General features: G+C 60.0%; 19 protein-coding genes and 1 pseudogene. 11 read left to right on the top strand and 9 right to left on the bottom strand.

Going from position 1 to position 25,829, the window contains the following annotated elements:
* Positions 1-20: 20 nt before the first annotated feature.
* Positions 21-434 carry a hypothetical protein gene (locus H4W29_RS05985; RefSeq protein ID WP_183728680.1) on the top strand — a complete coding sequence of 138 codons (414 nt, stop codon included), beginning with the start codon at positions 21-23 and terminating at the stop codon, positions 432-434.
* A gap of 76 nt (positions 435-510) precedes the next feature.
* Here the strand turns inward: H4W29_RS05985 and edd are convergent, their stop codons facing one another.
* From edd to H4W29_RS05960, 5 genes are all read right to left on the bottom strand, one after another.
* Positions 511-2,337, bottom strand: coding sequence for a phosphogluconate dehydratase (edd, locus tag H4W29_RS05980; RefSeq protein ID WP_192728114.1), 1,827 nt, complete (start codon positions 2,335-2,337; stop codon positions 511-513).
* A 68-nt stretch (positions 2,338-2,405) separates the two neighbouring features.
* Positions 2,406-3,104 carry a 6-phosphogluconolactonase gene (pgl, locus tag H4W29_RS05975; protein ID WP_192728113.1) on the bottom strand — a complete coding sequence of 233 codons (699 nt, stop codon included), beginning with the start codon at positions 3,102-3,104 and terminating at the stop codon, positions 2,406-2,408.
* Positions 3,105-3,122: 18 nt separating this feature from the next.
* Complete coding sequence (zwf, locus tag H4W29_RS05970) at positions 3,123-4,598, bottom strand: glucose-6-phosphate dehydrogenase (RefSeq protein WP_183749003.1); 1,476 nt, start codon at positions 4,596-4,598, stop codon at positions 3,123-3,125.
* Positions 4,599-4,733: 135 nt separating this feature from the next.
* Positions 4,734-6,029, bottom strand: a complete 1,296-nt coding sequence (locus H4W29_RS05965) for an NAD(P)/FAD-dependent oxidoreductase (protein WP_192728112.1) — start codon at positions 6,027-6,029, stop codon at positions 4,734-4,736.
* Between the two features lie 9 nt (positions 6,030-6,038).
* Entirely contained in the window at positions 6,039-7,475 is a 1,437-nt protein-coding gene (locus H4W29_RS05960; protein WP_192728111.1) for a glutamine synthetase family protein, read from the bottom strand.
* A gap of 89 nt (positions 7,476-7,564) precedes the next feature.
* Between H4W29_RS05960 and H4W29_RS05955 the strand changes: the two are divergent.
* From H4W29_RS05955 to H4W29_RS05935, 5 genes and pseudogenes are all read left to right on the top strand, one after another.
* Positions 7,565-8,786, top strand: a pseudogene (locus H4W29_RS05955) (BaiN/RdsA family NAD(P)/FAD-dependent oxidoreductase).
* 166 nt (positions 8,787-8,952) lie between these two features.
* Positions 8,953-9,096 carry a hypothetical protein gene (locus H4W29_RS05950; RefSeq protein WP_192728109.1) on the top strand — a complete coding sequence of 48 codons (144 nt, stop codon included), beginning with the start codon at positions 8,953-8,955 and terminating at the stop codon, positions 9,094-9,096.
* A gap of 308 nt (positions 9,097-9,404) precedes the next feature.
* Positions 9,405-11,933: a methyl-accepting chemotaxis protein gene (locus H4W29_RS05945; protein ID WP_192728108.1), complete on the top strand. Its 2,529-nt coding sequence runs from the start codon at positions 9,405-9,407 to the stop codon at positions 11,931-11,933.
* Positions 11,934-12,186: 253 nt separating this feature from the next.
* Complete coding sequence (locus tag H4W29_RS05940; RefSeq protein ID WP_192728107.1) at positions 12,187-14,031, top strand: methyl-accepting chemotaxis protein; 1,845 nt, start codon at positions 12,187-12,189, stop codon at positions 14,029-14,031.
* A gap of 304 nt (positions 14,032-14,335) precedes the next feature.
* A complete protein-coding gene (locus H4W29_RS05935) occupies positions 14,336-15,205 on the top strand; it encodes a LysR family transcriptional regulator (protein ID WP_192728106.1) in 870 nt (289 codons plus the stop codon).
* Positions 15,206-15,216: 11 nt separating this feature from the next.
* Here H4W29_RS05935 and H4W29_RS05930 read toward each other — a convergent pair whose 3' ends face one another.
* The 3 genes from H4W29_RS05930 to aceA form a co-directional block, all read right to left on the bottom strand.
* Entirely contained in the window at positions 15,217-16,317 is a 1,101-nt protein-coding gene (locus H4W29_RS05930; RefSeq protein WP_192728105.1) for a helix-turn-helix transcriptional regulator, read from the bottom strand.
* Positions 16,318-16,421: 104 nt separating this feature from the next.
* Positions 16,422-16,658: an SMc00767 family acetate metabolism repressor gene (locus H4W29_RS05925; protein ID WP_007819322.1), complete on the bottom strand. Its 237-nt coding sequence runs from the start codon at positions 16,656-16,658 to the stop codon at positions 16,422-16,424.
* Positions 16,659-16,671: 13 nt separating this feature from the next.
* Positions 16,672-17,961, bottom strand: a complete 1,290-nt coding sequence (gene aceA, locus H4W29_RS05920; RefSeq protein WP_192728104.1) for an isocitrate lyase — start codon at positions 17,959-17,961, stop codon at positions 16,672-16,674.
* Positions 17,962-18,144: 183 nt separating this feature from the next.
* On the opposite strand from aceA, the gene H4W29_RS05915 reads away from it, so the two are divergent.
* From H4W29_RS05915 to H4W29_RS05895, 5 genes are all read left to right on the top strand, one after another.
* Positions 18,145-19,539 carry a helix-turn-helix domain-containing protein gene (locus tag H4W29_RS05915; protein ID WP_192728103.1) on the top strand — a complete coding sequence of 465 codons (1,395 nt, stop codon included), beginning with the start codon at positions 18,145-18,147 and terminating at the stop codon, positions 19,537-19,539.
* 128 nt (positions 19,540-19,667) lie between these two features.
* Positions 19,668-20,765, top strand: coding sequence for a polyamine ABC transporter substrate-binding protein (locus H4W29_RS05910; RefSeq protein ID WP_192728102.1), 1,098 nt, complete (start codon positions 19,668-19,670; stop codon positions 20,763-20,765).
* A 90-nt stretch (positions 20,766-20,855) separates the two neighbouring features.
* Entirely contained in the window at positions 20,856-21,998 is a 1,143-nt protein-coding gene (locus H4W29_RS05905; protein ID WP_192728101.1) for an ABC transporter ATP-binding protein, read from the top strand.
* 4 nt (positions 21,999-22,002) lie between these two features.
* Positions 22,003-22,914 (top strand): ABC transporter permease subunit, encoded by a 912-nt coding sequence (locus H4W29_RS05900; protein WP_192728100.1) that lies wholly within the window; start codon positions 22,003-22,005, stop codon positions 22,912-22,914.
* Positions 22,915-22,917: 3 nt separating this feature from the next.
* On the top strand, positions 22,918-23,736 hold the full coding sequence (locus H4W29_RS05895; RefSeq protein WP_183728734.1) for an ABC transporter permease: 819 nt from the start codon (positions 22,918-22,920) through the stop codon (positions 23,734-23,736).
* A 119-nt stretch (positions 23,737-23,855) separates the two neighbouring features.
* Here H4W29_RS05895 and H4W29_RS05890 read toward each other — a convergent pair whose 3' ends face one another.
* Positions 23,856-25,754 carry an AsmA family protein gene (locus tag H4W29_RS05890; protein ID WP_192728099.1) on the bottom strand — a complete coding sequence of 633 codons (1,899 nt, stop codon included), beginning with the start codon at positions 25,752-25,754 and terminating at the stop codon, positions 23,856-23,858.
* Positions 25,755-25,829: the final 75 nt, after the last annotated feature.

The raw sequence follows: 25,829 nt of genomic DNA, 5'->3' as shown, positions 1-25,829 counted from the left end.
AGACTGAGGGGACTAAGGCCATGGCCGCATCGAATCCAACACCTCCGAAATCACACTTCCTGGCGAAGGAAGAATCTTTCATGTACGACCGCGAATCGCGGTTCAAGATGGAAGACACGATGAACGCGGCGCGCATCGAATATACGGAGAAAGGCGTCATGCACGCCGCCTCGCGCCGCTGCGATATCGTCCGTATATCCATGAGCAGCGCGATCCTCGCGATCCTCACGCAGTATACGCTGCCGAAGCAGTTCTATCTGGATATTCCGGACGCCCGCATCACCAAGGTGGGTTGCCTGCTGATGAAGACCTTCCCGAACAACACGATCGAAGTTCGCTTCCTGCGCCTGCTGACGCAGAAGGAGCTGAACAAGATCTTCGTCTACAGCACGCACCCGGCTCACAAGGATTACGTCCTCGATATCCGCGCGTAACAGTCTCGCGTCTCGCTGGATATGAAAAACCCGCGGTTCCGGCCGCGGGTTTTTCTTTTGCATCGATGAGGGGATGTCAGTGCGCGTGGAAGAGCACGCTGGCACCCTGGTCGGACGGACCGACCGCGTGACGGAACGGCGCGAAGAGCTCGCGGCCCATGCCGAATTCATTGTCCGAAAGATCGATCGTCACTGGCTCGCGCTCGGCCATGTCCGCCGCATCGACGAGAACTTCGAGCGTGCCCCTGATCGCATCGAGACGGATGATGTCGCCGTCCTTGATGCGGGCGATCGGGCCGCCATCGACCGCTTCGGGCGTGACATGGATTGCCGCCGGCACCTTGCCGGATGCGCCGGACATGCGCCCGTCGGTCAGGAGCGCCACGCGGAAACCGCGGTCCTGCAGCACGCCGAGCGGCGGCGTCAGCTTATGCAGTTCCGGCATGCCGTTGGCCTTGGGACCCTGGAAGCGCACGACAGCGATGAAATCGCGGTTGAGCTTGCCTTCCTTGAAGGCGTCCTGCAGCTCCTGCTGGCTGTGGAAGATGATAGCCGGCGCCTCGATGATGTGGCGCTCGGCCTTGACGGCGGAAATCTTGATGACCGCCTTGCCGAGATTGCCGCGCAGCATTTTCAACCCGCCATTCGCCTGGAAGGGCGTCTCGATGCTGGCGAGCACCTTCGGATCGTGGCTCTTTTCCGGCGAAGGCTGGCGCACGACAGCACCGTTGTCGCCAAGCAGCGCATCGACAGTATAGGCCTGCAGCCCGTGGCCAAAGACGGTGCGCACGTCGTCATGCACCAGGCCCTGCTTCAACAGTTCCTTGATGAGGAAGCCCATGCCGCCTGCCGCCTGGAAGTGGTTCACGTCGGCAAGCCCGTTCGGATAGACTCGGGCAAGCAGCGGCACCAGTTCCGAAAGCTCGGCAATATCCTGCCAGGTCAGCACGATGCCGCCGGCGCGCGCCATGGCGACAAGGTGCATCGTGTGGTTCGTCGAGCCGCCCGTCGCGTGCAGACCGACGACGCCGTTGACGATCGAGCGTTCGTCGATCATTTCGCCGGCCGGCGTGAACTCGTTGCCGAGAGCGGTAATGGCAAGCGCCCGCTTGGTGGCTTCGCGCGTCAGCGCTTCGCGCAGCGGTGTGCCTGGATTGATGAAGGAGGAGCCCGGCATATGAAAGCCCATGATCTCCATCAGCATCTGGTTGGAATTGGCCGTGCCGTAGAAGGTGCAGGTGCCCGGGCCGTGATAGGACTTGGATTCGGCTTCCAGCAGTTCCGCACGTCCGACTTTGCCCTCGGCGAAGAGCTGGCGCACGCGCGACTTCTCGTCGTTCGCCAGGCCCGACGTCATCGGTCCGGCCGGAATGAAGATCGACGGGAGATGGCCGAAGGAGAGGGCGGCGATCATGAGGCCGGGCACGATCTTGTCGCAGACGCCGAGAAAGAGCGCCGCATCGAACATGTTGTGCGACAGGCCGACGCCTGCTGCCATCGCTATCAGGTCGCGCGAGAAGAGTGAGAGCTCCATGCCCGGCTGGCCCTGGGTGACGCCGTCACACATGGCCGGCACGCCGCCGGCAACCTGTGCAATACCGCCGGCCTGCGCTGCCGCCTCGCGGATGATCGCCGGATAGGTCTCGAACGGCTGATGGGCCGAGAGCATGTCATTATAGGCGGTGATGATGCCGAGATTGGGCACGCGGTCGCCCGCAAGTGCATCTTTCTCGGCGGGGGAACAGATGGCAAAGCCGTGGGCGAGGTTGGCGCAGCCGAGAACCGAACGGTTGACGCCTTGAGAGGCGGCAGCGCGCAGGCGCTCAAGATAGCGCTCGCGGGTCGGCTTCGAGCGTTCGACAATGCGATTCGTGATCGCAGCAATGCGTGCGTGAGCGGACATGGAAAATCCCTGCCTTGTTCTGGTTCGTCTCTATCTGTTCGTCGGCTCTGGCGGCCCTTGAGGCCCTGTCAGGGAGCCCAATAGATCTCGACCGGGGAAGTGGCCCGGCGCAGAATGGCGCGGATCGGCATTTCTGCCTCTTCACCGTTGCCTTTTGCCTTGGCGAGAACGTCTTTTTTGCCTTCGCCCTCAATGTGGAGAATAAGCAGTTTGGCATCTTCAAGGGCGGAGAAGGTGAAGGTCAGGCGCGGCTCGCCGGCCCCTTCCGCGTCCATGGTGATAACGCCGCGCGGCGTCTGCGGGTCAAGCGCAACGCTCAGATTGTTGCCGCCCGGGAAGAACGAGGCCGTATGGCCGTCGCCACCCATGCCGAGAATGACGACATCGAAGGGGATGCCGATCTCTGCACTCTTTGCCGTTGCAAGCTTTGCGGCCTCCTCGACGGAGGCGGCCGGCTGGTAAAGCGGCACGAAACGTGCCGCTTTCGCCTTGTTCTGGAGAAGATTGGCATCGACCAGCAGATGGTTCGAGCGCGGATTGTCGGCGGGCACGAAGCGTTCGTCGACGAGTGTGATCGTCACCTTGGTCCAGTCGATATCGCGCGTCGAAAGCGCCTGGAAGAAGGCTTTCGGCGTGGAACCGCCGGAAACGGCGATGCTCGCTTCTCCTCGGGCCGCGATGGCTGCCGTAAGCGCTCCGGAAACCTTGTCTGCAAGGTTGGCGGCGAGTTCGGCGGCATTTGCGAAGGAATGTAATGTCGATGCCATATCTTCAGACCCTTGGACTTAGATATCGTCGTGCCAGGTGCGACCGTCGCGTTCGATGAGCGCGATGGCCTGACTCGGACCCCAGGTGCCGGCCGTATAGCCTTGCACCTGCTGGCCGGTCGATTCCCAGCCCTTGAGGATCGGATCGACCCACTGCCATGCCGCCTCGACTTCGTCGCGGCGCATGAACAGCGTCTGGTTGGAGCGGATGACGTCCATCAGCAGGCGCTCGTAGGCATCGGGGTTGCGGACGTTGAAGGCCTGGGCGAAACTCATGTCGAGCGAAACATTGCGCAGGCGCATGCCACCTGGACCCGGATCCTTGATCATCAGCGACTGCTTGACGCCTTCATCGGGCTGCAGACGGATGATCAGCTGGTTCTGGCTGATGCGGCCGGCGGCCTGATCGAAGATCGCATGCGGGATCGGCTTGAAGGTGATGACGATTTCCGACATGCGCCCGGCAAGGCGCTTGCCGGTGCGGATGTAGAAGGGAACACCTGCCCAGCGCCAGTTGTTGATCTCGGCCTTGATGGCGACAAAGGTTTCCGTGTTGGAAACACCGCCTTCGAGCTCTTCGAGATAGCCCTTGACCGGGCCGCTGCCGGAGGCGCCGGCGCGGTACTGGCCGCGGACGGTGGCCTGCTCGACGTTCGAGGCGTTGATTGGCTTCAGTGCGCGCAGGACCTTGAGCTTTTCGTCGCGAACGGCTTCCGAATCCATCGAGGAAGGAACTTCCATCGCGGTCAGGCAGAGGAGCTGCAGGATGTGGTTCTGCACCATGTCGCGCAGCGCGCCGGCCGTGTCGTAGTAGCCGGCGCGGCCTTCGAGGCCGACGGCTTCGGCAACGGTGATCTGCACGTGGTCGATATAGTTGGCGTTCCACAGGGGCTCGTAGAGCGCGTTGGCAAAGCGCAGCGCCATCAGGTTCTGCACCGTCTCCTTGCCGAGATAGTGGTCGATGCGGAAGATTTGCTCTTCCTTGAAGGCGCGGCCGATACTGTCGTTGAGTTGTAAGGCCGAGGCGAGGTCACGGCCGATCGGCTTTTCGACGACGATCCGGGTCGACTTGGTGATCAGCTTGTGGTCGTGGATCTTCTGCGAGATGTCGCCGAAGATTCCCGGAGCGACAGCGAGGTAGAAGGCGCGCACGCGATCCTTGCCCTCGTCGAGCAGCTTCTTCAGTTGATCCCAGCCGCTGTCCGTGCGGGCATCGACGGAAACATAGAAGAGACGGGAGCAGAACTTTTCGACTTCCGCTTCGTCATATTCGCCCTTTTTCAGGTGCTCCTTGAGCGCATCCTTGGCGAACTTACGGTATTCCTCATGCGAGAGCGGGCTGCGCGAAGCGCCGATGACGCGGGTCGGCTCCGAGAACTGGCCCTCGATCTGGCGATGATACAGCGCGGGCAGAAGCTTTCGCTCGGCAAGGTCGCCGCTGCCGCCAAAGACGACGTAATCAAAAGGCTCAACGGGAATGATTTGGCTGCTCATGAGCTTGTCTCTCAATCAGGCTTGGTTGGTGGCCGTTTTAATCTAATCGATTTAAAAAAGCCAGTGTGCGGTGCAATGAATCTGTCGGTCATCGGTTTTAGAGCGAATTGCCTGGAGAGGAAATCCGCAATCGAACTAAAACTTGTCGCGGAGGGCAAACCACGACAAGGCAAGGAAAAGCAGTGGCGCCCGCATGCGCGCGCCACCCGGAAAAGCAGGAATATCGAGCGCCTTGAAGAGATCGAGATCGGCTGATTTTCCCAGCACCATTTCTGCGTAAAGCTTGCCACAGTAATTTGACAGCATGACGCCATGGCCCGAATAACCGCCGATCGAGGTGACGCCAGGCATGACCTCGCGCACGAAAGGCTGGCGCGGCATGGTGATGCCGACCGATCCGCCCCAGGCATGGGTGATCTCGATATCCTTGAGCGCGGGGTAGATTTCGGCGATCTGCCGGCGGATATGCTGCGAAATGTCACGCGGATTGTCCGCCGTATACGCCTCGCGTCCGCCGAAGAGCAGCCGCCCGTCCTTCAATTTGCGAAAATAGCGCACGACGAAACGCGAATCCGCCACCGCCTCGCCACCCGGTATCACATCAGGAAATCGGTCGAGAGGAACGGTCGCCCCGATGAAGGAGCGGATCGGCATGACATGGCTTGCCGTCACGGGCTCCAGATTGCCGATATGCCCGTCGCAGGCAATCAGCGCACGGTTGGCGGTGATGGTGCCCCGTTCGGTCTCGATCAGGACCCTGCCGCCAGCCTGGCTGATGGACGTCGCCTTGGTCATTTCGAAAATATCGGCCCCGGCATTGGCCGCCACCCCGCCAAGTCCGATCAGCAGCTTCAGCGGATGGATATGACCGGTGCCGACATCGCGGACGCCGCAATAGAAGCGTTTGGAGCCAAGCCGCTCCTGGGTCTCCTCGCGGTCCATGAAACGGATATGCGGATAGTCGTAGCGAAAGGCTGCGATTTCCGCATTCTCGTAATAATCCCGTTTGTAGCTTTCCTTGTGCGCGACATTGAGCTGGCCGGGCACATAGTCCATGTCGATCTGATGCTCGGTCGCAAAATCCATCAGATGCCGCTTGGCATCCTCGGCAAGATCGAACAGCGCCTTTGAACGCTCATAGCCGATCTTCTTTTCGAGCTCTTCCGGCCACCAGCGCTGGCCGGTGCCGAGTTGCCCGCCGTTGCGCCCCGAGGCGCCGTCGCCAAGTCGGTTTGCCTCGATGAGCGTCACGGAGACGCCGGCCCTGGCGAGATTATAGGCGGCCTGAAGACCCGTATAGCCGCCGCCGATAATGGCGACGTCACATTGCCTCGAGCCGTCGAGCGCCGGATAATCCGGCCGCTCACCGACTGTCGCTTGATACCAGGAGACGCCTGGCGCGATCGGGCTTTGCCATATCTCTTTCGTCATGGCGCGCCCTCACACGTTCAGAAGGAGGAATTCCCGCTCCCAGGGGCTGATCACCTGCATGAAGGTTTCGAATTCGCCGCGCTTCACGCCGGCATAAAGCCCGATGAACTCTGCGCCGAAGACCTCTTCGAAAGCCGGCTCGTCTTCCAGCAGTGCGACGGCTTCGAGAAGCCCACGCGGCAGGTCGATCGAGCCTTCATTGGCCGAATCCTCGGTCGGAGCCGTCGGCTCGATTTCCTTCATGATGCCGAGCAGACCGGATGCCAGCGAGGCGGCGAGCGCCAGATAAGGGTTGGCATCCGAACTCGGCAGCCGGTTTTCCACGCGCCGTGCCTGCGGATCGGAGACAGGCACGCGGAAGGCAGTCGTGCGGTTGTCATAACCCCAGGCGTTATTGACCGGGCAAGACATATCCGGCTGCAGGCGCCGGTAGGAATTCACGTAAGGCGCCAGCATGGCAAGCGCGCTCGGCACGTATTTCTGCATGCCGCCGATGAAATGGAAGAATTCCTTCGAAGCCGAGCCGTCACTGTTCGAGAAGACGTTCTTGCCGGTGTTGATGTCCACCACGGACTGGTGGATATGCATCGCCGAACCCGGCTGGCCCTGCATCGGCTTGGCCATGAAGGTGGCGTAGATATCGTGCTTCAGCGCTGCCTCGCGGATCGTGCGCTTGAAGAGGAACACCTGGTCGGCAAGTTCGATCGGATTGCCGTGACGGAGGTTGATTTCGAGCTGCGCCGGTCCTTCCTCGTGGATCAGCGTATCGATCTCGAGACCCTGCTTTTCCGAGAAGTGGTAGATGTCGTCGATCAACTCGTCGAACTCGTTGATGCCGGCGATCGAATAACCCTGGCCGCCGAGAATAGAACGACCCGAACGTCCCTTGGGCGGATGCAGCGGATAGTCCGGGTCGTCATTCGTGGCGACCAGGTAGAATTCGATTTCCGGCGCCACGATCGGCTTCCAGCCGCGCTCGGAATAAAGGCTGAGAATGCGCTTCAATACGTTGCGCGGCGTGTAGGGAACTTCCTGTCCGTCGGAATTGACGATGTCGCAGATGACCTGCGCGGTTGGGTCGGTTTCCCAAGGAACCACGGACAGGGTAGAAAGGTCGGGCACGAGCTTCAGGTCGCTGTCGCGCGGCTCGTAGCGGAAGCTTTCAGTCTCCTCCGGATATTCGCCTGATATCGTGTGGCGATAGATCGCCGAAGGCAGTGCGAGCGATGTGTTGGAGGTAAACTTGGACGACGGCATCATCTTGCCGCGCGGCACGCCGGCAAGGTCCGGTGTGATGCATTCGATGTCTTCGATACCGCGTGCCCTCAGCCACTGCGCCGCTTCCTTCCAGTTCGCAACACCGCGCAGAGATCCGGGATCGGGAGGGGATTTCTTCGAGGCGGGTACGTTTCTGGCAGGCTTCAGCGTCGTCTTTTTTGGGGACATGACACACCGGTTTGCGTTGATCGTAACGCCATCATAGCCGGAGTTTGGCAATTGGCGAGGGGGTGGAAGGCGTTGACTTTCGTCCTTTGATGGAAAAAGAAGACGCGATTTCAGCAGGGAAAACGGATTTTGCAGCGCAAGAGCGATGTGATCGTCATCGGGGCGGGTGCCGCGGGCATGATGTGCGCCATCCGCGCCGCACAGCGCGGCCGTTCCGTCACCGTGCTGGACCACGCCCGAGCACCGGGCGAGAAGATCCGCATCTCCGGCGGCGGCCGCTGCAACTTCACCAATATCAATGCCGGTCCGAAGAACTTCCTCTCCGCCAATCCGCATTTCTGCAAGTCGGCGCTTGCCCGTTTCACACCGGCCGATTTCATCGCCATGGTGGATCGGCATGGCATCGCCTGGCATGAGAAGACGCTCGGCCAGCTTTTCTGCGACAACAGCGCCAAGGACATCATCTTCATGCTTCTCGACGAGATGCGTGCGGCAGGTGCCGTCTGGCATCTCGGTGTCGAAATATCAGGGGTTGAAAAGACCGAAGGCGGCTTCCGTGTCTCGACCTCGGAAGGCCTCTTTGAAGCCGCCTCGCTGGTCATCGCAACGGGCGGAAAATCCATTCCGAAGATGGGAGCAACCGGCTTTGCCTATCGCATTGCCGAGCAGTTCGGCTTGGCCGTTACCGAAACGCGCGCCGCCCTTGTGCCTCTGACGCTCGATCCGACCTTGCTCGAAAGCATCGCGCCTCTGTCAGGCATCTCCGCGCCCGCAGAGATCCGCCACGGCAAGACTGCCTTTCGCGAAGCGTTGCTCTTCACCCACCGTGGTCTCAGCGGCCCCGCCATCCTGCAGATTTCCTCCTACTGGCGGGAGGGCGATGCGATCACCATCGATATCGAACCGGATATCGATATTGCCGCCCATCTGAAGAAAGCCAAGCAGGTAAATGGGCGCCAGTCCGCACAGACCGCACTCGGCGAGATCCTTCCGAAGCGCCTGGCGCAACATATTGTCGAACGCGAGGGCGTCAGCGGCAACATGGCCGACCTCTCCGACAAGCTGCTGACCAGGCTTGCCGATGCCGCACAGAACTGGTCCTTGAAGCCTTCCGGCTCAGAAGGCTACCGCACCGCGGAAGTCACGTTCGGCGGCATCGATACGGCCGCCCTTGATTCACGCAGCCTCCAGGCGAAAGATGTTGCCGGCCTTTATTTCATTGGTGAATGTGTCGACGTGACCGGCTGGCTCGGCGGCTATAATTTCCAATGGGCGTGGGCCTCCGGATTTGCCGCCGGTGAGGCATTGTAAATGCTAATCTTTGTAGGCGTGAAACCTTTTCGCCGATTCAAGACTTCTTAAGATTGCCTGCGCCATCCTGTCTCAATGGCAGGTTGGCAAAGCCGTTCCTAAATTAAGCTTTACCGACAAGCCGTTTTGTTGGATTGTTGTGCTTAGATAGAAGTGAGGTTTCGCAATGAACAGAAACACTCGACGCGCCCGCGCCATTGTAGTTGCCCAGGCAAAGCCTGATCCAAAGCTCGTTACTCTGCGCTATCTGATGCTCGCCGCCGGTGCAACCGCCGCCAGCATTGCAGTTCTTCTTTCCCACTTCATCTGATCTTTCCGCAGCTTGAAATGGAAATGTTCGGTCGCGCGACTGATGTATCGCGATTCCGCGACGTGTAATTTGCAACTATTGTGCGATCACGGCTAACGCGTTCTCACCGCTTATCCGAAAATTAATATATAATCTGACACATTGTGGACGAATATTTGGGTGTTTCCGGTCTTGCCGGAGATGAACCGGCAATGATTGCCGCCCGTTCAAGGGTTTTCCCAACTGTTAGTAGATCAGCTCGATATGCACCCGGCTGGCGCCCGAAGGCTGCCGGCGGGAGGAGTGGTGTATGAAAGGCACGGCGCGCCATGTTCATTGATAAGATTCTTTCTCGTTTCAAGATTCAGACCAAGGTTCTGATTTTTGTTCTGCCATTCGTCATCACCATTTCCGCCGTCGGTCTGACTGGTCTTTATGCCTCCGGTCTGCTGCAGGGCCGGATGGAGATTTCCAACAGCGTTCTCCAGTCGCTGAGCGGGTTCAAGGATCTCTACGCCTCGATGGACGACTTCCTGCAGACGACCAACGAGAAGGCGCGCGACAAGCTTCATGCCGATATCAAGACCCAGGGGCAGACGCTTGACACCACCATGGCGCAGATCGGCGACAATGCCGGTCATGAAAACCTGCAGGCTGCCATCGAGGGTACGAACGACATTTCGGATACCGTCGGCAAGCTCTGGACACTGCATGAGCAGGAAGTTGCCCTTCGTAAGCAGATCGATGACGCCCAGAAGGTGATGATCACTAACCGCTTCAACGTCAGCTACGACGCCAAGCAGCTGGAAGAAAACATCCGCACCGACGAAGGCAACGCGACGGCAACGCTGCGCGCTGCGGATCGTCTGCTGAAGGGCGGCGATACGCTTGCAGCCGCCATGAATGATTTCAATAAGGCGCAGACTTCGCCTGACAAGCTGAAGGTCGTGACCGATGCGCTGCCTCAGATCATCAAGGCGCAGCGCATGATCGAGATCTCCGTACCGCAGAACCAGAAGAGCATGACGCAGTCGATGGCGCAGACCGTCAGCGACTTGAAGGCTCAGGCGGCAGCACCCGAGGCTGGCACGGATGAGGGCGTTGCCAATCTTGGTCGTCTCGTTTCCCGCTTCCGCCAGATGTCGACTTACACGCAGCTCACCGCCACGCAGATGATGCGCGAGGCAACGACGACCTTCGTGGAGCTCGACAGCCGCATCGCCCAGACCAACTCTGTGTTGGAGGATACACGGCGCCTTGAAAGCTCCATCTATTCGCTGCAGCTCGTGCTCGCCGATTTCAACGCCAAGCCGAACAAGGAAAATCGCGTTCGTCTGAACCAGGAAATCGCCACGCTCAACACCATGTTGAACACCCTTCAAGCCAGTGCCAAGGGCATGAATTTCGCCGGCGACATCGTTGACGCGATTACGCCTGCTCTCGCTTCTATGGACAAGGGTGCACAGAGCCTCGTCGATGTGATCAATCAGCGTACGACCGATTACGCCGCGGCGCGACAGCAGCTCGACGGCGTCTGGGGCCAGCTGACCAGCTTCGCGGAAGAGCAGAAGCAGACTGCCGGCACCGAGCGCGATCAGGCCAATAGCATCTCCGTCGGCACGACCGCGCTCGGCATCCTGGTCTCCATCGTCGGCGGTATCGCGCTGGTGCTGACGCTGCAGCGGCCGATCGCCCAGATCACTGCCGCCATGCGTCGCATCGCTGAAGGTGCGCTCGACACGAACATCTCCGGTGAGAAGCGTTCCGACGAAATCGGCGACATGGCCCGCGCCCTCGGTATCTTCAAGGAAAATGCCATCTCCAAGATCCGTATCGAGGAGCAAAGCGACGAAGAGCGTCAGGCCGCCGAGCACGAGCGCCAGCGCAACGATGCCGAAAAGCGAGAGATGGACCGCCAGATCGAATATGCCGTCAATGAGCTCGCCGCCGGTCTCGAGCGCATGTCGCAGGGCGATATCTCGACGACGATCGATACGCCCTTCATCGGCCGTCTCGAACAGCTCCGTCAGGATTTCAACGGTTCGATGATGCGCCTGCAGGCCACGATGAGCCAGATCCGCGACAACGTGCAGATGATCCAGGGCAACGGCAATCAGATGGCCCAGTCCGCCGAGGATCTCTCCAAACGCACCGAGCAGCAGGCTGCGTCGCTGGAAGAAACTGCCGCCGCCGTCGACCAGATTACCGTCACCGTCCGCTCGTCTGCCGAGCGCGCCAAGGATGCCGACCAGATCGTCCGTCAGGCCAAACGTAGCGCCGACGACTCCGCCGTCGTCGTCAACAATGCGATCGACGCCATGGGCCGCATCGAGGACGCCTCGCGCCAGATCGAGCAGATCATCGGCGTTATCGACGAGATCGCCTTCCAGACGAACCTCCTGGCGCTCAACGCCGGCATCGAAGCCGCCCGCGCCGGTGAAGCCGGCAAGGGCTTTGCCGTCGTCGCCATGGAAGTGCGCGAGCTTGCCCAGCGCTCTGCCGCTGCCGCGCAGGAGATCAAGGGCCTCATCAACAAGTCGACGAACGAGGTCAATTCCGGTTCGCAGTTCGTACAGGAAACCGGAACGGTTCTCGCCAAGATCAGCGCCCAGATCGTCACGATCAGCCAGCACGTCGAAATGATCGCCCGCGCAAGCCACGACCAGTCGAGCGCGCTGCAGGGGGTCAACTCCACCGTCAACCAGATGGACCAGATGACCCAGCAGAACGCTGCGATGGTGGAAGAAACCACTGCCGCAAGCCGCGAGCTGGCAAACGAGGCGGACGCGCTGCTGCATCTCGTGCAGCAGTTCAAGATCGACGGCGGCAGCGACGTGCACATGTACCGTGCCGCCTGATTCCGATATTCAGCCTGCAAGACAAATGGCCCCGTTTGGGGCCATTTTTGTTTTCGCTAAAATCGCTCTCAGATTGTATGAAAGTTTAGTGGATTGAAATTTTCTGCCTCGATGGCGACTGCTATGCTCGTCAAGTCATACTAAATTTGAAAAAACGCAAGTAAAGCGCCTCGCGCGGTCCCGTGTTAAGGGAAAATTTTCCCTAACGTATTCTTATGAACCTGATACCGATTGTGTTTGCCAGAGGTTCCAGATGCTGCGTTTCTTTTCGACATCCATCGTGCGCCAGATCGTTGCGATCACGCTGCTTCTGCTTGCGATCAGCACCGCAGCGATTGTCGGCGTGACCTATTACAATCTCGGCAGCTATGTCATGGATAGCGCGGTATCCGACGCGAAGGATGCAAGCCGCTCCATGGCGGTTCTCTATGGCGCAAGCGATGCTGATGTCCGCATCGATGTGAAAGACAACGTTCTGTCCGGCGTCACCGAAGACAAGATCCCCGCCTTCGGCGACTATTCGCTTGTTGATCGCACGGCGCAGTCGATCGCCGGCGTTGCCACCATCTTCGAAAAGCAGGGAGGCGATTACGTCCGCGTCTCCACCAATGTGAAGAAGGAAAATGGCGACCGTGCCGTCGGCACCAAGCTTGCTGCCGATCATCCCGCTCAGCCTGTGCTCGCACAGGGTAATGCCTATTACGGTCCGGCGGACCTCTTCGGCCGCAAGTTCATGACGGGTTATTTCCCGGTCAAGAATCCCTCCGGTGCCACGATCGGCATCCTCTTCATCGGCATACCCATGGAAGTCTACTATGAGCGGATGAACCAATTGCAGATGCTGGTTCTCAGTGTCGGTGCGGTGGTGATGCTGCTCGTCGGTGTGCTGGCCTTCTATGCGATCCGTCGTTCCGTCAGGCCGATGCAGGCACTGACATCAAGCGTGCATGCCATTTCGTCGGGTGATCTCATCAGCGCCGTCCCCTGCGTCGAAAAGAAGAACGAATTCGGCGACATCGGCCGTGCACTCGCTCTCTTCCGCGATAGCGCAGTCGCGCGACAGGAGCTGGAGACGCAGGCCGCCGAACAGCGCGCCCTGAACGATGCCGAGCGCAGCCGCAACGATGCGGAGAAGCGCGCGCTCGACGGCCAGATCGATTTTGCCGTCAATCAGCTTGCCGCCGGTCTGGGCCGCCTGTCACAGGGCGACGTCTCGCAGACCATTGAAACTCCCTTCGTCGGCCGGCTCGAACAGCTCCGTATGGACTTCAACACGTCCCTCGAGCGCCTCCAGGATACGCTGACGCGCATTCGAGCAAGCGCCGCTTCCATCCAGCGCAACAGCGGTTCGGTTTCCGCCTCGGCGGACGAACTCTCCAAGCGCACGGAATCGCAGGCCGCAAGCCTCGAGGAAACGGCCGCTGCCGTTGAAGAGATCACGGTCACCGTCCGCTCCTCGGCTGAGCGCGCGCACGAGGCAAACAATGTCGTTGCCGCGACCAAACGGACGGCGGACAGTTCCGGTACTGTCGTGAGCGACGCTGTCGCTGCCATGGGCCGCATCGAAGACGCCTCGCAACGCATCGAACAGATCATCGTCGTCATCGACGACATTGCCTTCCAGACAAATCTTCTGGCTTTGAATGCTGGTGTCGAGGCGGCGCGCGCCGGCGAAGCCGGCAAGGGCTTTGCAGTCGTCGCGCAGGAAGTGCGTGAACTCGCCCAGCGCTCGGCCAATGCCGCCAAGGAGATCAAGGCGCTGATCGACCAGTCGACTCGTGAGGTGAACGCTGGTTCGGACCTAGTGCAGAAGACCGGCAGCGTGCTCGCCTCGATCAGCCACGAGATCATAGCGATCAGCGGCCATGTCGAGACCATCGCTACGGCAAGCCGCGACCAGTCGGCCGCCCTTCAGGACGTCAACAGTTCCGTCAATGCGATGGACCAGATGACGCAGAAAAATGCCTCCATGGTTGCCGAAGCCACGCAGGCAAGCCGCCAGCTGGCAGAAGAGGCCGACATGCTGATGGCGCTCATCGAGCAGTTCCGGCTTGCCGAAGGCGCCGCCGCTCATGGCCGCGTGAGACAGGCGGCCTGATATTTGCATTCATTTCTGCTGGGCTGCACTTTCGTGCGCCCGGCGCCTCTATTTCCCGGCTCGGTTAGCCACGCGACAAACCGCACCAAGGGGCTGCTTGCGACCGTATTGTAAAACGCGTCTTCGTCTTTAATCCGGTCGTGTCTCGTTCGATGCAGCAATCTTGCCCGCTGCATCCGACCGGCAATGTCGGCGATCAGAAAACTCTCGATCATCGTGATGTCCTTTCGTTTGTGGACATCAATTGATCTACACATCAAAATTCGCTTCTTAAACAGGTGAAACCCCATTATGTTTTTCACCCATGAAAAACAGCAACTGGGATTCCTATCAGCTTTTCCTGCAGGTCGCCCGCACTGGCGGCCTGACGGGCGCAAGCGCCGCCACCGCTTTGAGCCCGGCAACAATCGGCCGGCGTATGCTCGATCTGGAGCAGGAACTTGGCCGCACACTCTTTCGCCGCAGCCAGACAGGCTACCGCCTGACATCAGATGGCCAGATCCTCGTCGATCATCTGCAGGAAATGGAGGCTGCCGCCCGCAAGGTCGACGCATGGCGGCAATCGTCCGAGGGTGGGGGCACCGTCAGGATCACGGCCGGCACATGGATCTCCTGGCTTCTGACGGAGAATTTTTCGGCAATCCGCATGCCGGCAGACGCGTTTGCCATTTCCCTGACCATCGGCGAAGCGCGGGCGAACCTGAATTACCGGGAAAGCGATATCGGCATCCGCGCCTTCGAGCCGGACGAGAGCAATCTCGCTGCCCGTCTGCTCGGCGAAGTCGCCTATGCGGTCTATGTCAGGCGCAATGCCAGCCGGGACGATGCCAGATGGATTGCCGTCGGCGCGGAGGATGCTATCTCCTCTTACCTGCGCTGGCCCTATCAGAATGCAGGATCTGCCATCGTCGCGACGGTCAACCGTCCGCGCTCCCTGCCGGATCTGGTGCGTGCGGGTGCGGGAAAGGCAGTGCTGCCCTGTTTCGTCGGCGATCTAGATCCCGAGCTGGAACGCTGCGGTGGGGAGCTGCCGGAACTGCGTCACCGCCAGTGGATCGTCATGAATGCCGAGGATCGTCACCGCCCGGAAATCCGTACGGTCGCCGACCGCATGACGAAGCTTTTAAAAAGCTATACCGACCTCTTCGCCGGCAAGCGCGCCAGCCGCGGTTAGCGGAAATTGCGTTACGGCATCAGCCGCCGCACGAGCCCCACTTGGCTGTTTACGCCGAGCTTCGAATAGATGTTCTTCAGATGCGAACGCGCCGTCTCGTAGCTCACATCATTCGTCCGTGCGACTTCGCGCAGCGACAGGCCCGCCGCGATGCCGGCAGCGATCCGCATTTCGGCTGCCGTCAGCTGGTCGATGCAGAGCAGGGCGTCATTGAGATCCGGACGCAGCGGCAGGCTCGTCCGCTCGATGATCATCGCCACCGTCGGTCCCTCGAGAAATTCGGTGATGAAGTCTGACTGCATCTTCACCAGCGTGCATTTGAAGCTGGTGCTCTTCATCCTGATCAGCGTGCTTGCCGGCGAAAATGCCTGCAAGCGGTGGCGCAGCAGCGCCGACAAGCGGGAGGCAAGCTCACTGTCATTGATCATGATCCGCCCGGTCGAGGTCACGCCGATCGCTTCGCCCTCGGCAATCATCCGCTCCGCCGCGCTGTTGATCGAACGGATATTCTGATCCTCGCCGATATAGACGATACCAACGCCGATCGCGTCGAAGAGCGCCAATCCGTTTTCATTATTATCGGGATCGCTGTGTTCGCGGCGAATGAAATCGAAGGCGCGGCGCAGATGCGGCGCCAGGTCGCTGAGCAGTTCGGCATTCCTGCGATTGAAATCCGGATCGGAAGACGAGGTCAGCGTCGAAAGATTGAAGGAGCGTCCGCGTTCCCGCATGATCGTCACGCCGACGCTGCTTTCGCAGCCGATCCAGCGAAGGTAATCGCTGTAGAATTCCGTCTTCAGAAGCTCATCGCGCGGCAGCATTTGATCGGCGATCACGCCAAGGCCGATCGGCCGGGTAGCGGCGCGCGGCATCCACGGATTGATGGCGGCATAATAGCGGTTATAGGCCTCGCTTTCCTTTTCCGCGAGACCAGAGGAGAGGGAGAGACCGCCGGTGCGCGCGACGGCATCGTGGAAAAACAGCGTCGACTTGGCATCCGGCATCGTCGCGGCCAGCGCATCGAGAAAGGCTTGCCACGACGTCTCGCCGAAGAGCGCGCCATAGATCAGATCGGTCAGAACTTCGAGTTTTGCGTGCGGCGAACCGGGCATATGCAGTTCCGTTCGAAGATATGCTCAATTATGCCGCGACTCCGTTGTACTGACAATTGCGTCAAATAGCGTAGGTCCGGTGGTCTTTACCACCGGACCTTAACCTAATTTCTGTTGGCGACGATGACGGGGATCAGCAGATCTCCCCAGTTGCCGTCACCGCCATGATGCCGGGCAGAGCGTACCAGCTCCACCGAAACACCGGCCTCGACCGCCTTCATCACTGATAGATTCAGCCTGTGCAGATCGTTGGCGAGCATGCGGATCACCGTCTGCTGATCGTCCGTCATGCTGCTTGCCTGCTCTTCCGTCCGTTCGCGGACGCGCGCAATGGATGCCATGTCGTTTCCTCCTCTACTCGGCAGCCGGTTTGAACTGGGCGTGTTCGGTTGATTCCCCCATGGCCGTCGTCGAGGCGCGGCCACCTGAAATCGCCAGCGACACGGCGTCGAAATAGCCGGTGCCGACTTCACGCTGATGTTTGGTGGCGGTATAGCCGCGCGGCTCCGCTGCGAATTCCGCCTGCTGCAGCTCGCAATAGGCCTCCATCTGCCGCTCGCGATAGCCGCTGGCGAGCTCGTACATGCCGTAATTCAGCTGGTGGAACCCGGCGAGCGTGATGAACTGGAACTTGTAGCCCATGGCGCCGAGTTCGCGCTGGAACCTGGCGATGACAGCATCGTCGAGGTTTTTCTTCCAGTTGAAGGAGGGCGAGCAATTATAGGCAAGCAGCTTGCCGGGATGGACTTTGTGGACGCCCTCGGCAAAGCGGCGCGCCTGTTCCAGGTCCGGCTTCGACGTTTCGCACCAGATGAGGTCGCAATGCGATGCATAGGCGACGGCACGCGCAATGCAGGGTTCCAGCCCGTTGCGCACCTGATAGAAGCCCTCGACCGTTCGCCCGGCATCATAATCGACGAAAGGCTGGTCGCGCTCGTCGATGTCAGACGTCAGAAGCTTGGCCGCTTCGGCATCAGTGCGGGCAATGACGAGCGTCGGCACGCCCATGACATCGGCCGCAAGCCGCGCCGCGTCGAGGTTGCGGATATGGGCGGCGGTCGGGATCAGCACTTTGCCGCCGAGATGGCCGCATTTTTTCTCCGAGGCCAGTTGGTCCTCGAAATGAACACCGGCCGCACCCGCCTCGATATAGGCTTTCATGATCTCGAAGGCGTTGAGCGGCCCACCGAAACCGGCTTCGGCGTCGGCGACGATCGGTGCAAACCAGGTCTCGACCGAAAGCCCGTTGCCTTCGGATGTCTCGATCTGGTCGGCGCGCTGGAGCGTGCGGTTGATGCGTTTGGCAAGCTCCGGTCCGGCATTGGCGGGATAGAGCGATTGATCCGGATACATGGATGACGCGGTATTGGCGTCGGCGGCGACCTGCCAGCCGGAAAGATAGATCGCTTTCAGCCCGGCGCGCACCATCTGCATGGCCTGGTTGCCCGAGAGCGCGCCGAGCGCGTTAACGAAATTCTCCTCGTGCAGAAGCTGCCAGAGACGCTGAGCTCCCATTTCGGCCAGCGTGTGGCGGAGCGTGACGGAGCCGCGAAGACGCTCGACATCGGCGGCGCAATAGGGTCGCTCGATACCGTCGAAACGACCATTAGGTGCATTGCGAATGAGTTTGTAAAAATCTGTCATGTCAATCTCCTCTCAAGAACTCTGAACGCCTGAGCGTTGATGACAGGATTTACAAAGCTGAGAGAATTATCCAGAAAAACCTTTGATCTCAGGTAAGGAAAGAGGTTAGGATGAGGAGGATTTACAGACTTCTTTTGTAATTTTGTAAAAACTTGTAAATTCTGGCATGTAAAGGATGTGACAATGGCGGAACGGAAGATATTTGCGGGGCCGAAAGTCAGGCGCATCCGCAATGCGCTGGCATTGACGCAGACCGCCATGGCCGAGGCGCTGGAAATCTCCCCCTCTTATCTGAATTTGATCGAACGCAACCAGCGCCCGTTGACGGTGCAACTGCTGCTCAAGCTCTCTTCCGTCTACCGCATCGATCTTGAGGAACTGCAGGGCGAAACCGCCGGCAGCCTTGCTCAGTTGAAGGAGGTGTTCGCCGATCCGTTGCTATCGGGTGAGCTGCCGGGCGATCAGGAGCTTGTCGAAGTGGCCGATGCCGCACCCAATGCGGCTGGCGGCATGATCAAGCTCTACCGCGCCTATCGCGAGCAGGCCGCCCGGCTTTCCGATCTGACGGCCTTGATGGCGGGCGAGGGCCGCGCACCGGTCGCTCCCGGGCGCTTGCCTCTGGACGAGGTGAGGGAGGTGCTGGAGCGGCGCCCCGCTTATTTCGCTGACATTGAGGCGGCGGCGGAAAGTTTCGCCAACGGACTGGCTGCCGGCGGCAGTCTGAAGGACTGGCTGAAGAATGAGCGCGGCGTCGCCACCCGCATCCTGCCCGTCCATGTCATGCCGGATCTGCGCCGGCGCTTTGATCGTCACTCGATGCGCCTTTTCCTGTCCGAGCGCCTTTCGGGGGCCGATCAAGCACAGGAAATCGCCATCGAAGTGGCAAGGCTCGCCCTGCGGTCCCAGATCGAAGCCGCGCTTGAGGAACTGCCTTTGGCATCGGACGAAGCACGGCGCATCGCCCGCTTCGAACTGACGCGCAGTGCGGCGCTGGCGCTGCTGATGCCTTACGAGGCTTTTCTTCTCGCCGCACAGAATAGCCGATACGATATCGATCTCGTCCGCGCCCGTTTCGCTGTTTCCTTCAGCCAGGCGGCATCGCGCCTCGTCATGCTGCAGCGTCCCGGCGCTGCCGGCATTCCATTCTTCCTGATGGAAAGCGACGCTGCCGGCCACGTCATCCGCAAGGCAGGCGCCCAGGGCTTTCCGCAGGCGCGCTTTGGCGGCAACTGTCCGAAGCTCAATATCCACGCCGCCTTTCTTGAGCCGGGCAGGGTATTGGTCGAGACGGTTGCCATGCCTGATGGTTCGGCTTTCCTGACGATCGCGCGCACGCTCGAAGGGCCGGTGGTGGCGTTCGGCGAACGGGCTCGGCGTAGGGCTCTGTTGATCGGTTGCGATGCCGCCCTGCGCGACAGTCTGGTCTATGGCGGAAGTGATGCTCTACCGGTCGCGGTTGGCCCCGCCTGCCGTCTTTGTGAAAGGCGCGGATGCCTTTCCCGGGCCGAGCCGCCACTGACACGTCCACTCGCCCTGGACGAGACTTCTGCCGGTCTCGGAAGCTTCGATTTCCAGTGATTGTGAAATCATTGACGCCGCAGGATTTTGCGCTTGTAGGCTTAGAAATTCCTTTCTAGTCTGCAGTCAAACCAGAGGGAAGAAGAGGTGTCCGGGGGCGCGATACCTTTAAAAAAACAGGAGATATCATGAGGTCAAGAATAGCCAATCTGACGGCAGTTGCCGTTGTCGCTCTCCTTGCCGCCGCGCCGGCCTTCGCCCAGGAGCGTGTGGTCAACGTCTACAACTGGTCCGATTATATCGACAGCTCGATCCTCGAGGACTTCACCAAGGAAACCGGTATCAAAGTCGTCTACGACACGTTCGATTCTAACGAAACCGTGGAAACCAAGCTCCTTGCCGGCGGCACGGGTTATGACGTCGTCGTTCCGACTGCCGACTTCCTGCAGCGCCAGATTCAGGCCGGCGTCTTCCAGAAACTCGACAAGTCCAAGCTGCCGAACCTTTCCAACATGTGGGATGTGATCCAGCAACGCACCGCCGAGTATGACCCGGGCAACGAATACGCCGTCGACTACATGTGGGGTACGGATGGTATAGGCTACAACACCAAGAAGGTTGCCGAAATCCTGGGCCCTGATGCCAAGCCCGGCCTCGAAGTGATCTTCGATCCCAAGGTTGCCGAAAAGTTCAAGGACTGCGGCATCTACGTGCTCGACACGCCGAAGGACGTGATGACCACGGCGCTGCGTTATCTCGGCCTCGATCCGAATTCCACCAAGCCGGAGGATTTCAAGAAGGTCGAGGATCTGCTGACCGCCGTCCGTCCCTATATCCGCAAGTTCCATTCGTCCGAATATATCAACGCTCTTGCCAATGGCGATATCTGCATCGCCTTCGGCTATTCCGGCGACATGCTGCAGGCCCGAGACCGCGCGGCCGAAGCCAAGAATGGGGTGGAGGTCAATTACTCGATCCCCGCGCAGGGTGCGCAGATGTGGTTCGACATGATGGCGATTCCCGCCGATGCCAAGCATGTGGCCGAGGCACATGAATTCCTGAACTACATGATGAAGCCGGAAGTCATAGCCAAGGCGAGCGACTTCACCTTCTATGCGAACGGCAACAAGGCCTCGCAGCAGTTCGTCAGCAAGGGCGTTCTGGAAGATCCGGCCGTCTATCCGACGGATGAGGTGATGAAAGGCCTCTTCACTGTACGGCCATGGGATCCGAAGACCCAGCGCACAGCGACGCGAATCTGGACGAAGGTCGTCACTGGCCAGTAAGCCGATGCCAGGCCCGGACGGAAACGTCCGGGCCTTTCAATTCCCGGCCCGGGTGGAGGCCGGCTGAACCTTGCACTTTCGGGGAATTATATGAAGTCTCTCGGCAATATCCGCCGCGCTTTTGCGCCCTGGACCGATCCGTCTGCAAAACCCTTCATCGCTTTCAAGAATGTCACCAAGCGCTTCGGCGATTTTACCGCCGTCAACGATCTGTCGCTGAATATCTACCACCGCGAATTCTTCGCACTGCTCGGCGCATCGGGCTGCGGCAAGTCTACGCTTTTGCGCATGCTCGCCGGTTTCGAACAGCCGACATCGGGTGAAATCGTTCTCGACGGCACGGACCTCGCCGGCACGCCGCCCTACAAGCGGCCGGTCAACATGATGTTTCAGTCCTACGCTCTTTTCCCGCATATGACGGTCGAGAAGAACATTGCCTTCGGCCTGAGGCAGGACGGCATGCAGAAGGACGAGATCGCCGAGCGCGTGTCGCAGATGCTAAAACTCGTGAAACTCGAGCAATTCGCCTCCCGCAAGCCGAACCAGCTCTCGGGCGGCCAGCGCCAGCGCGTGGCGCTCGCACGCTCGCTCGCCAAGCGCCCGAAAGTGCTGCTGCTCGACGAGCCGCTCGGTGCGCTCGACAAGAAACTGCGCGAGGAAACCCAGTTCGAACTGATGGACCTGCAGCAGAACCTCGGCCTAACCTTCGTCGTCGTCACCCACGACCAGGAAGAAGCGATGACCATGGCCGACCGCATCGCCGTCATGAGCCACGGCAAGGTCGTGCAGGTCGCAACGCCGGCTGAAATCTACGAGGCGCCGAACTCCCGCTTCGTGGCTGACTTCATCGGCGACGTGAATATCTTCGATGGCAAGGTGGCTGCGGCAGAGAATGGTGCAATCGAAATCGCCGTCGAAAGCGGCTTCACGATCCGCATTGCGGGCAACGAAAGCCGGGCTGTTGGCAGCACAGTCGGTTTCGCCATTCGCCCGGAAAAGATCCGCGTCACACGCGCAGCACCCGCCAATGCCTCGGTCAATGCCGCCAAGGGCGAGATCTGGGATATCGCCTATCTCGGCGACATGACCGTCTTCCATATCAAGCTGCCGAGCGGCAAATTCGTCAGAGCCTCTTCCCTCAACGCACAGCGTTCCGTCGACGACCCCTTCACCTATGATCAGGAAGTCTGGGTCTCTTTCGATGAGGATGGCGGCGTGCTGCTGAAGGATTGAGCCCATGCAGACCCTCGCATCGCGCTTCTACAGCCGCCTCGTCATCATCATTCCCTATGCTTGGCTGCTGCTCTTTTTTCTCGCGCCGTTCTTCATCGTCTTCCGCATTTCGCTGTCGACGACGGCGATCGCAATACCACCCTATGAGCCGGTTTTCTCATTTGCCGACGGCTGGAGCGGTTTCTGGGGCAAGGTCGCGACCTTCTCCTTCGACAATTACAGTTATCTGATCGACGACCCGCTCTACTTCAACGCCTATCTGTCGAGCGTCATCATCGCGGCGATTTCCACCTTCCTGATGCTGTTGATCGCCTATCCCATCGCTTACGGCATGGCGCAGGCGCCTCGCACGATCAGGCCGACGCTGCTGATGCTCGTGATCCTGCCCTTCTGGACGAGCTTCCTGATCCGCGTTTATTCCTGGATCGCCATCCTGAAGCCTGAGGGGTTGCTGAACCAGCTTCTCCTGTCACTACACCTCATAGACAGCCCGCTGATCATCCTCAACACCAGCACGGCCGTCTACATCGGCATTATCTATTCCTACCTGCCCTTCATGGTGCTGCCGCTCTATTCGGCGCTCGAAAAGATGGACGGCACGCTGATCGAGGCGGCCCAGGATCTGGGCTGCACGCCGATTCAAGCTTTCTGGCGTGTCACCTTCCCGCTATCGATCCCCGGCGTGATTGCAGGCTGCATGCTGGTCTTCATCCCCGCCGTCGGTGAATTCGTCATCCCGGATCTTCTGGGTGGTTCGCAAACGCTGATGATCGGCAAGACACTCTGGAACGAATTCAATGCCAACAGGGACTGGCCGGTCTCCTCGGCGGTCGCCACCATCCTGCTGCTGATCCTGGTGATCCCTATCGTCTTCTTCCAGAATGCTCAGGCCAAGGCCGAAGAGCGGGGGAAATAAGCCATGCTGAGATGGACCCGTTTCAACATCATCTCTGTCGTGCTGGGTTTTGCCTTCCTCTACCTGCCGATCGTGCTTCTGGTGGTCTTCTCCTTCAACGAGTCGAAGCTTGTCACCGTCTGGGGCGGCTTCTCAACCAAATGGTATGTCTCGCTGCTCTCGAACCAGGCCTTGCTCGATGCAGCCTGGGTGACGATCCGTGTCGGCCTGCTATCGGCCACATTCGCAACCATCCTCGGCACCATGGCAGCGCTGACGCTGGTGCGCTACACGCGCTTCCGGGGGCGCATGCTCTTCTCGGGCATGGTCTATGCACCGCTCGTCATGCCGGAGGTCATCACCGGCCTGTCGTTGCTGCTGCTCTTCGTTGCAATCGGTTTCGACCGCGGCTTCTGGACCATCACGCTGGCGCATACGACGCTGACCATGTGTTTCGTCGCCGTCGTCGTCCAGTCACGGCTTCTGAGCTTCGACCAGTCGATCGAGGAGGCAGCCCAGGATCTCGGCGCACCGCCGGTGCGCACTTTCTTCGAAATCACCCTGCCGATCATCTCTCCGGCCGTTTTTTCGGGTTGGATCCTGGCTTTCACCCTTTCGCTGGACGACCTCGTGATCGCAAGCTTCACGTCAGGACCGGGCGCAACCACCCTGCCGATGAAGATCTATAGCCAGGTACGCCTCGGTGTGACGCCCGAAATCAACGCGGTCTGCACCATCCTGATCGCCGTCGTGGCCGTTGGCGTCATCTGCGCATCTGTCGTCACCAAGCGTCGCGAAGTGCAGCGCGAGCGCGATGAGAGGGCTGCGGCGGCGACCGCGTAGAGTAATTCCAGCAAAAGCGTGTAGCGGTTTTGCGTCCGGAATTGCGTGAAGACAAAGGGACGGAGCATCTGCGTGTTTCGAAGAAAAACGGAGATGCTCTAGAACTGACCAGGAAAGCGCTAAGGCTGGGTTTTCGTGGGTGCGTTGAACAGCGGCACCGGCGAAATGACAGGGTTCGGCCACGAGCCGCCGATGAAGAAGGGCAGGCGCGGCAGATCGACCGCTTTTGCCGGATCGATCGCCTCCAGCACGCCTGACAGCGCAAGTCCGTTCGACTGATAAGTGATGACGCCTGATAGCGTCAGCGTCTGATCGGAGCCGGCAAATCGCGCATCGTGAATTTCCGCTGTGCCATTGGCAAAGTCGGCCCGAAAATCGAGCTTGCTGAAGGCGAAGGATCCGTTTCCAGTGGAGCTTAGCGCGAAGAACGGCTTCTGCGCTGCCTGGGTGCGGAGTGCGTAGACATCGACACCGGGAATGGAGCCCGCTGCCGTCCAGAACCGGAGCTTGCCGGTTACATCGGCAAGTCCCGTCGTCCAGATCGCCTTCGGCGTCTCCAGCGAAAGGTCGAGGGAGCCGATCGCATGCGGCAGCGGCCCCTTGAGCTGCAATTTCTCGGCCAGCGCATTGAAGTCCGCATTGCGGATCGAAAGCTGCAATTTGCCGCCACCATCGAAATCGCGGCGGGTCGCCTCCAGATGGGCAGTCATTTCGCCGCCCTCGAACTGGCTTTCGCCGATATCGAACTTCGCCTCCTCGCCGGCGACGATCACGCTGGCGCCGACATAAGCAAGCGAGAAGATACCCATCTGCGCCTGTCGCGCCGAAAGCCGCACATCGAGATCGAGAAGCTGCAGCGGTCCGAGAGGGCTCGGTAGCAGCATGTCGCCCAGGCCGCCGGCGGCAAGTCGGAGCGCAAAAGCATCGAGGAACGGCTTGAGGTTCATCTGGTCGAAGGCAAGCGTCCCGCCGATCTTCGGCCGCTTGCCGGTCGCGACGGTGAAATCCATCACGCCGGTGGCGCTCGCATCGTTCAGCGTCATGCTGACATTGTTGAAGCGGAAGCCGTTTGATACTGACGACACATCCGAGGTCATCGAAGCACTCTTCAACGACTCGATCCCCGGGATCGATCTGCCGGACCATTTCAGGAGGGCCGGCACATCCGGAAAGCTGGCGTTGATATTGCCGGAGACCGAGGAGAGGCTCACCATGCTGCCGACGCCCTGGAAACGCGCGGTCATCAGGTTGGAAGCGATCGAGGCCTTCATCTCGGCATTCCTGCCGGCGAAGACGAGCAGTGGTGCGGCCGAGGCAAAATCGACCTTCAGGTCCTGGCCGTTGAAACGGGCGATGAGGACAGCCGAAATTGGCCTCGACAGCTTCGGCCAGGCGATATCGGCTGCGACGCTGTCGAAGTGGTAGATATTGCCCGTCCGTGTGTCGGTCAGGGTCAGCGTGCCGTCTTCCACCGTCACGGCGCCGATATCGGCGTCGAGCTTCGGAGCGAGAATCTCGGTGCCGTTGTTGTCCTGCACACCTGCGATGGCCCGCGCCAGAAGGCCGGCATAACTCCAGTCGATCAGGCCGTTCTCGTCACGCGTCAGCGAGAGGTTGGGCCTCAGCAGGTGAAATTCGTGGAAGCGGGTGCGGCCGCGTAGCGCATCGATCAGGCTGAAATCGGCTGAAAGGCTCTCGATGCGGCCGAGCAATTTGTCGCCGCTTCCGCGCGGCTGGCGGATAGTGACGTCGTTGAGCGTAATGCGTGGCGTCGGCCAGAATTCGAGGACCGGATTGCCCTTGATCTCCGCGTGATAGCCCGTCCATTTCGATAGGGCATCCTCGATGCCCGAGCGCACGAAGCCGGTGGAAATAAGATAGGGAGCGGCGATCCTGAGCGCGAGGAAGAAGGCAAGCCCGATTAACAATATGATGGTGGAGACACGGGCAAATGCCGGCAGCCAGCGTGAGACGGGGCCGATCCTTTTTCGCCATCTGCCTTGTCTTGACGTACCCATGAGCTCCGCCGGAACTTCAGCCGGTTACCCCGTTATTTTCTGATTTTGCCGGATATATGAAATACCGGGCATATG

Origin of the sequence: Rhizobium viscosum, from assembly GCF_014873945.1 — a bacterium.
Classification (GTDB): domain Bacteria; phylum Pseudomonadota; class Alphaproteobacteria; order Rhizobiales; family Rhizobiaceae; genus Rhizobium; species Rhizobium viscosum.
The sequence above is the reverse complement of the archived record's forward strand: the minus strand, read 5'-3'. Positions and strand labels throughout refer to the sequence as shown.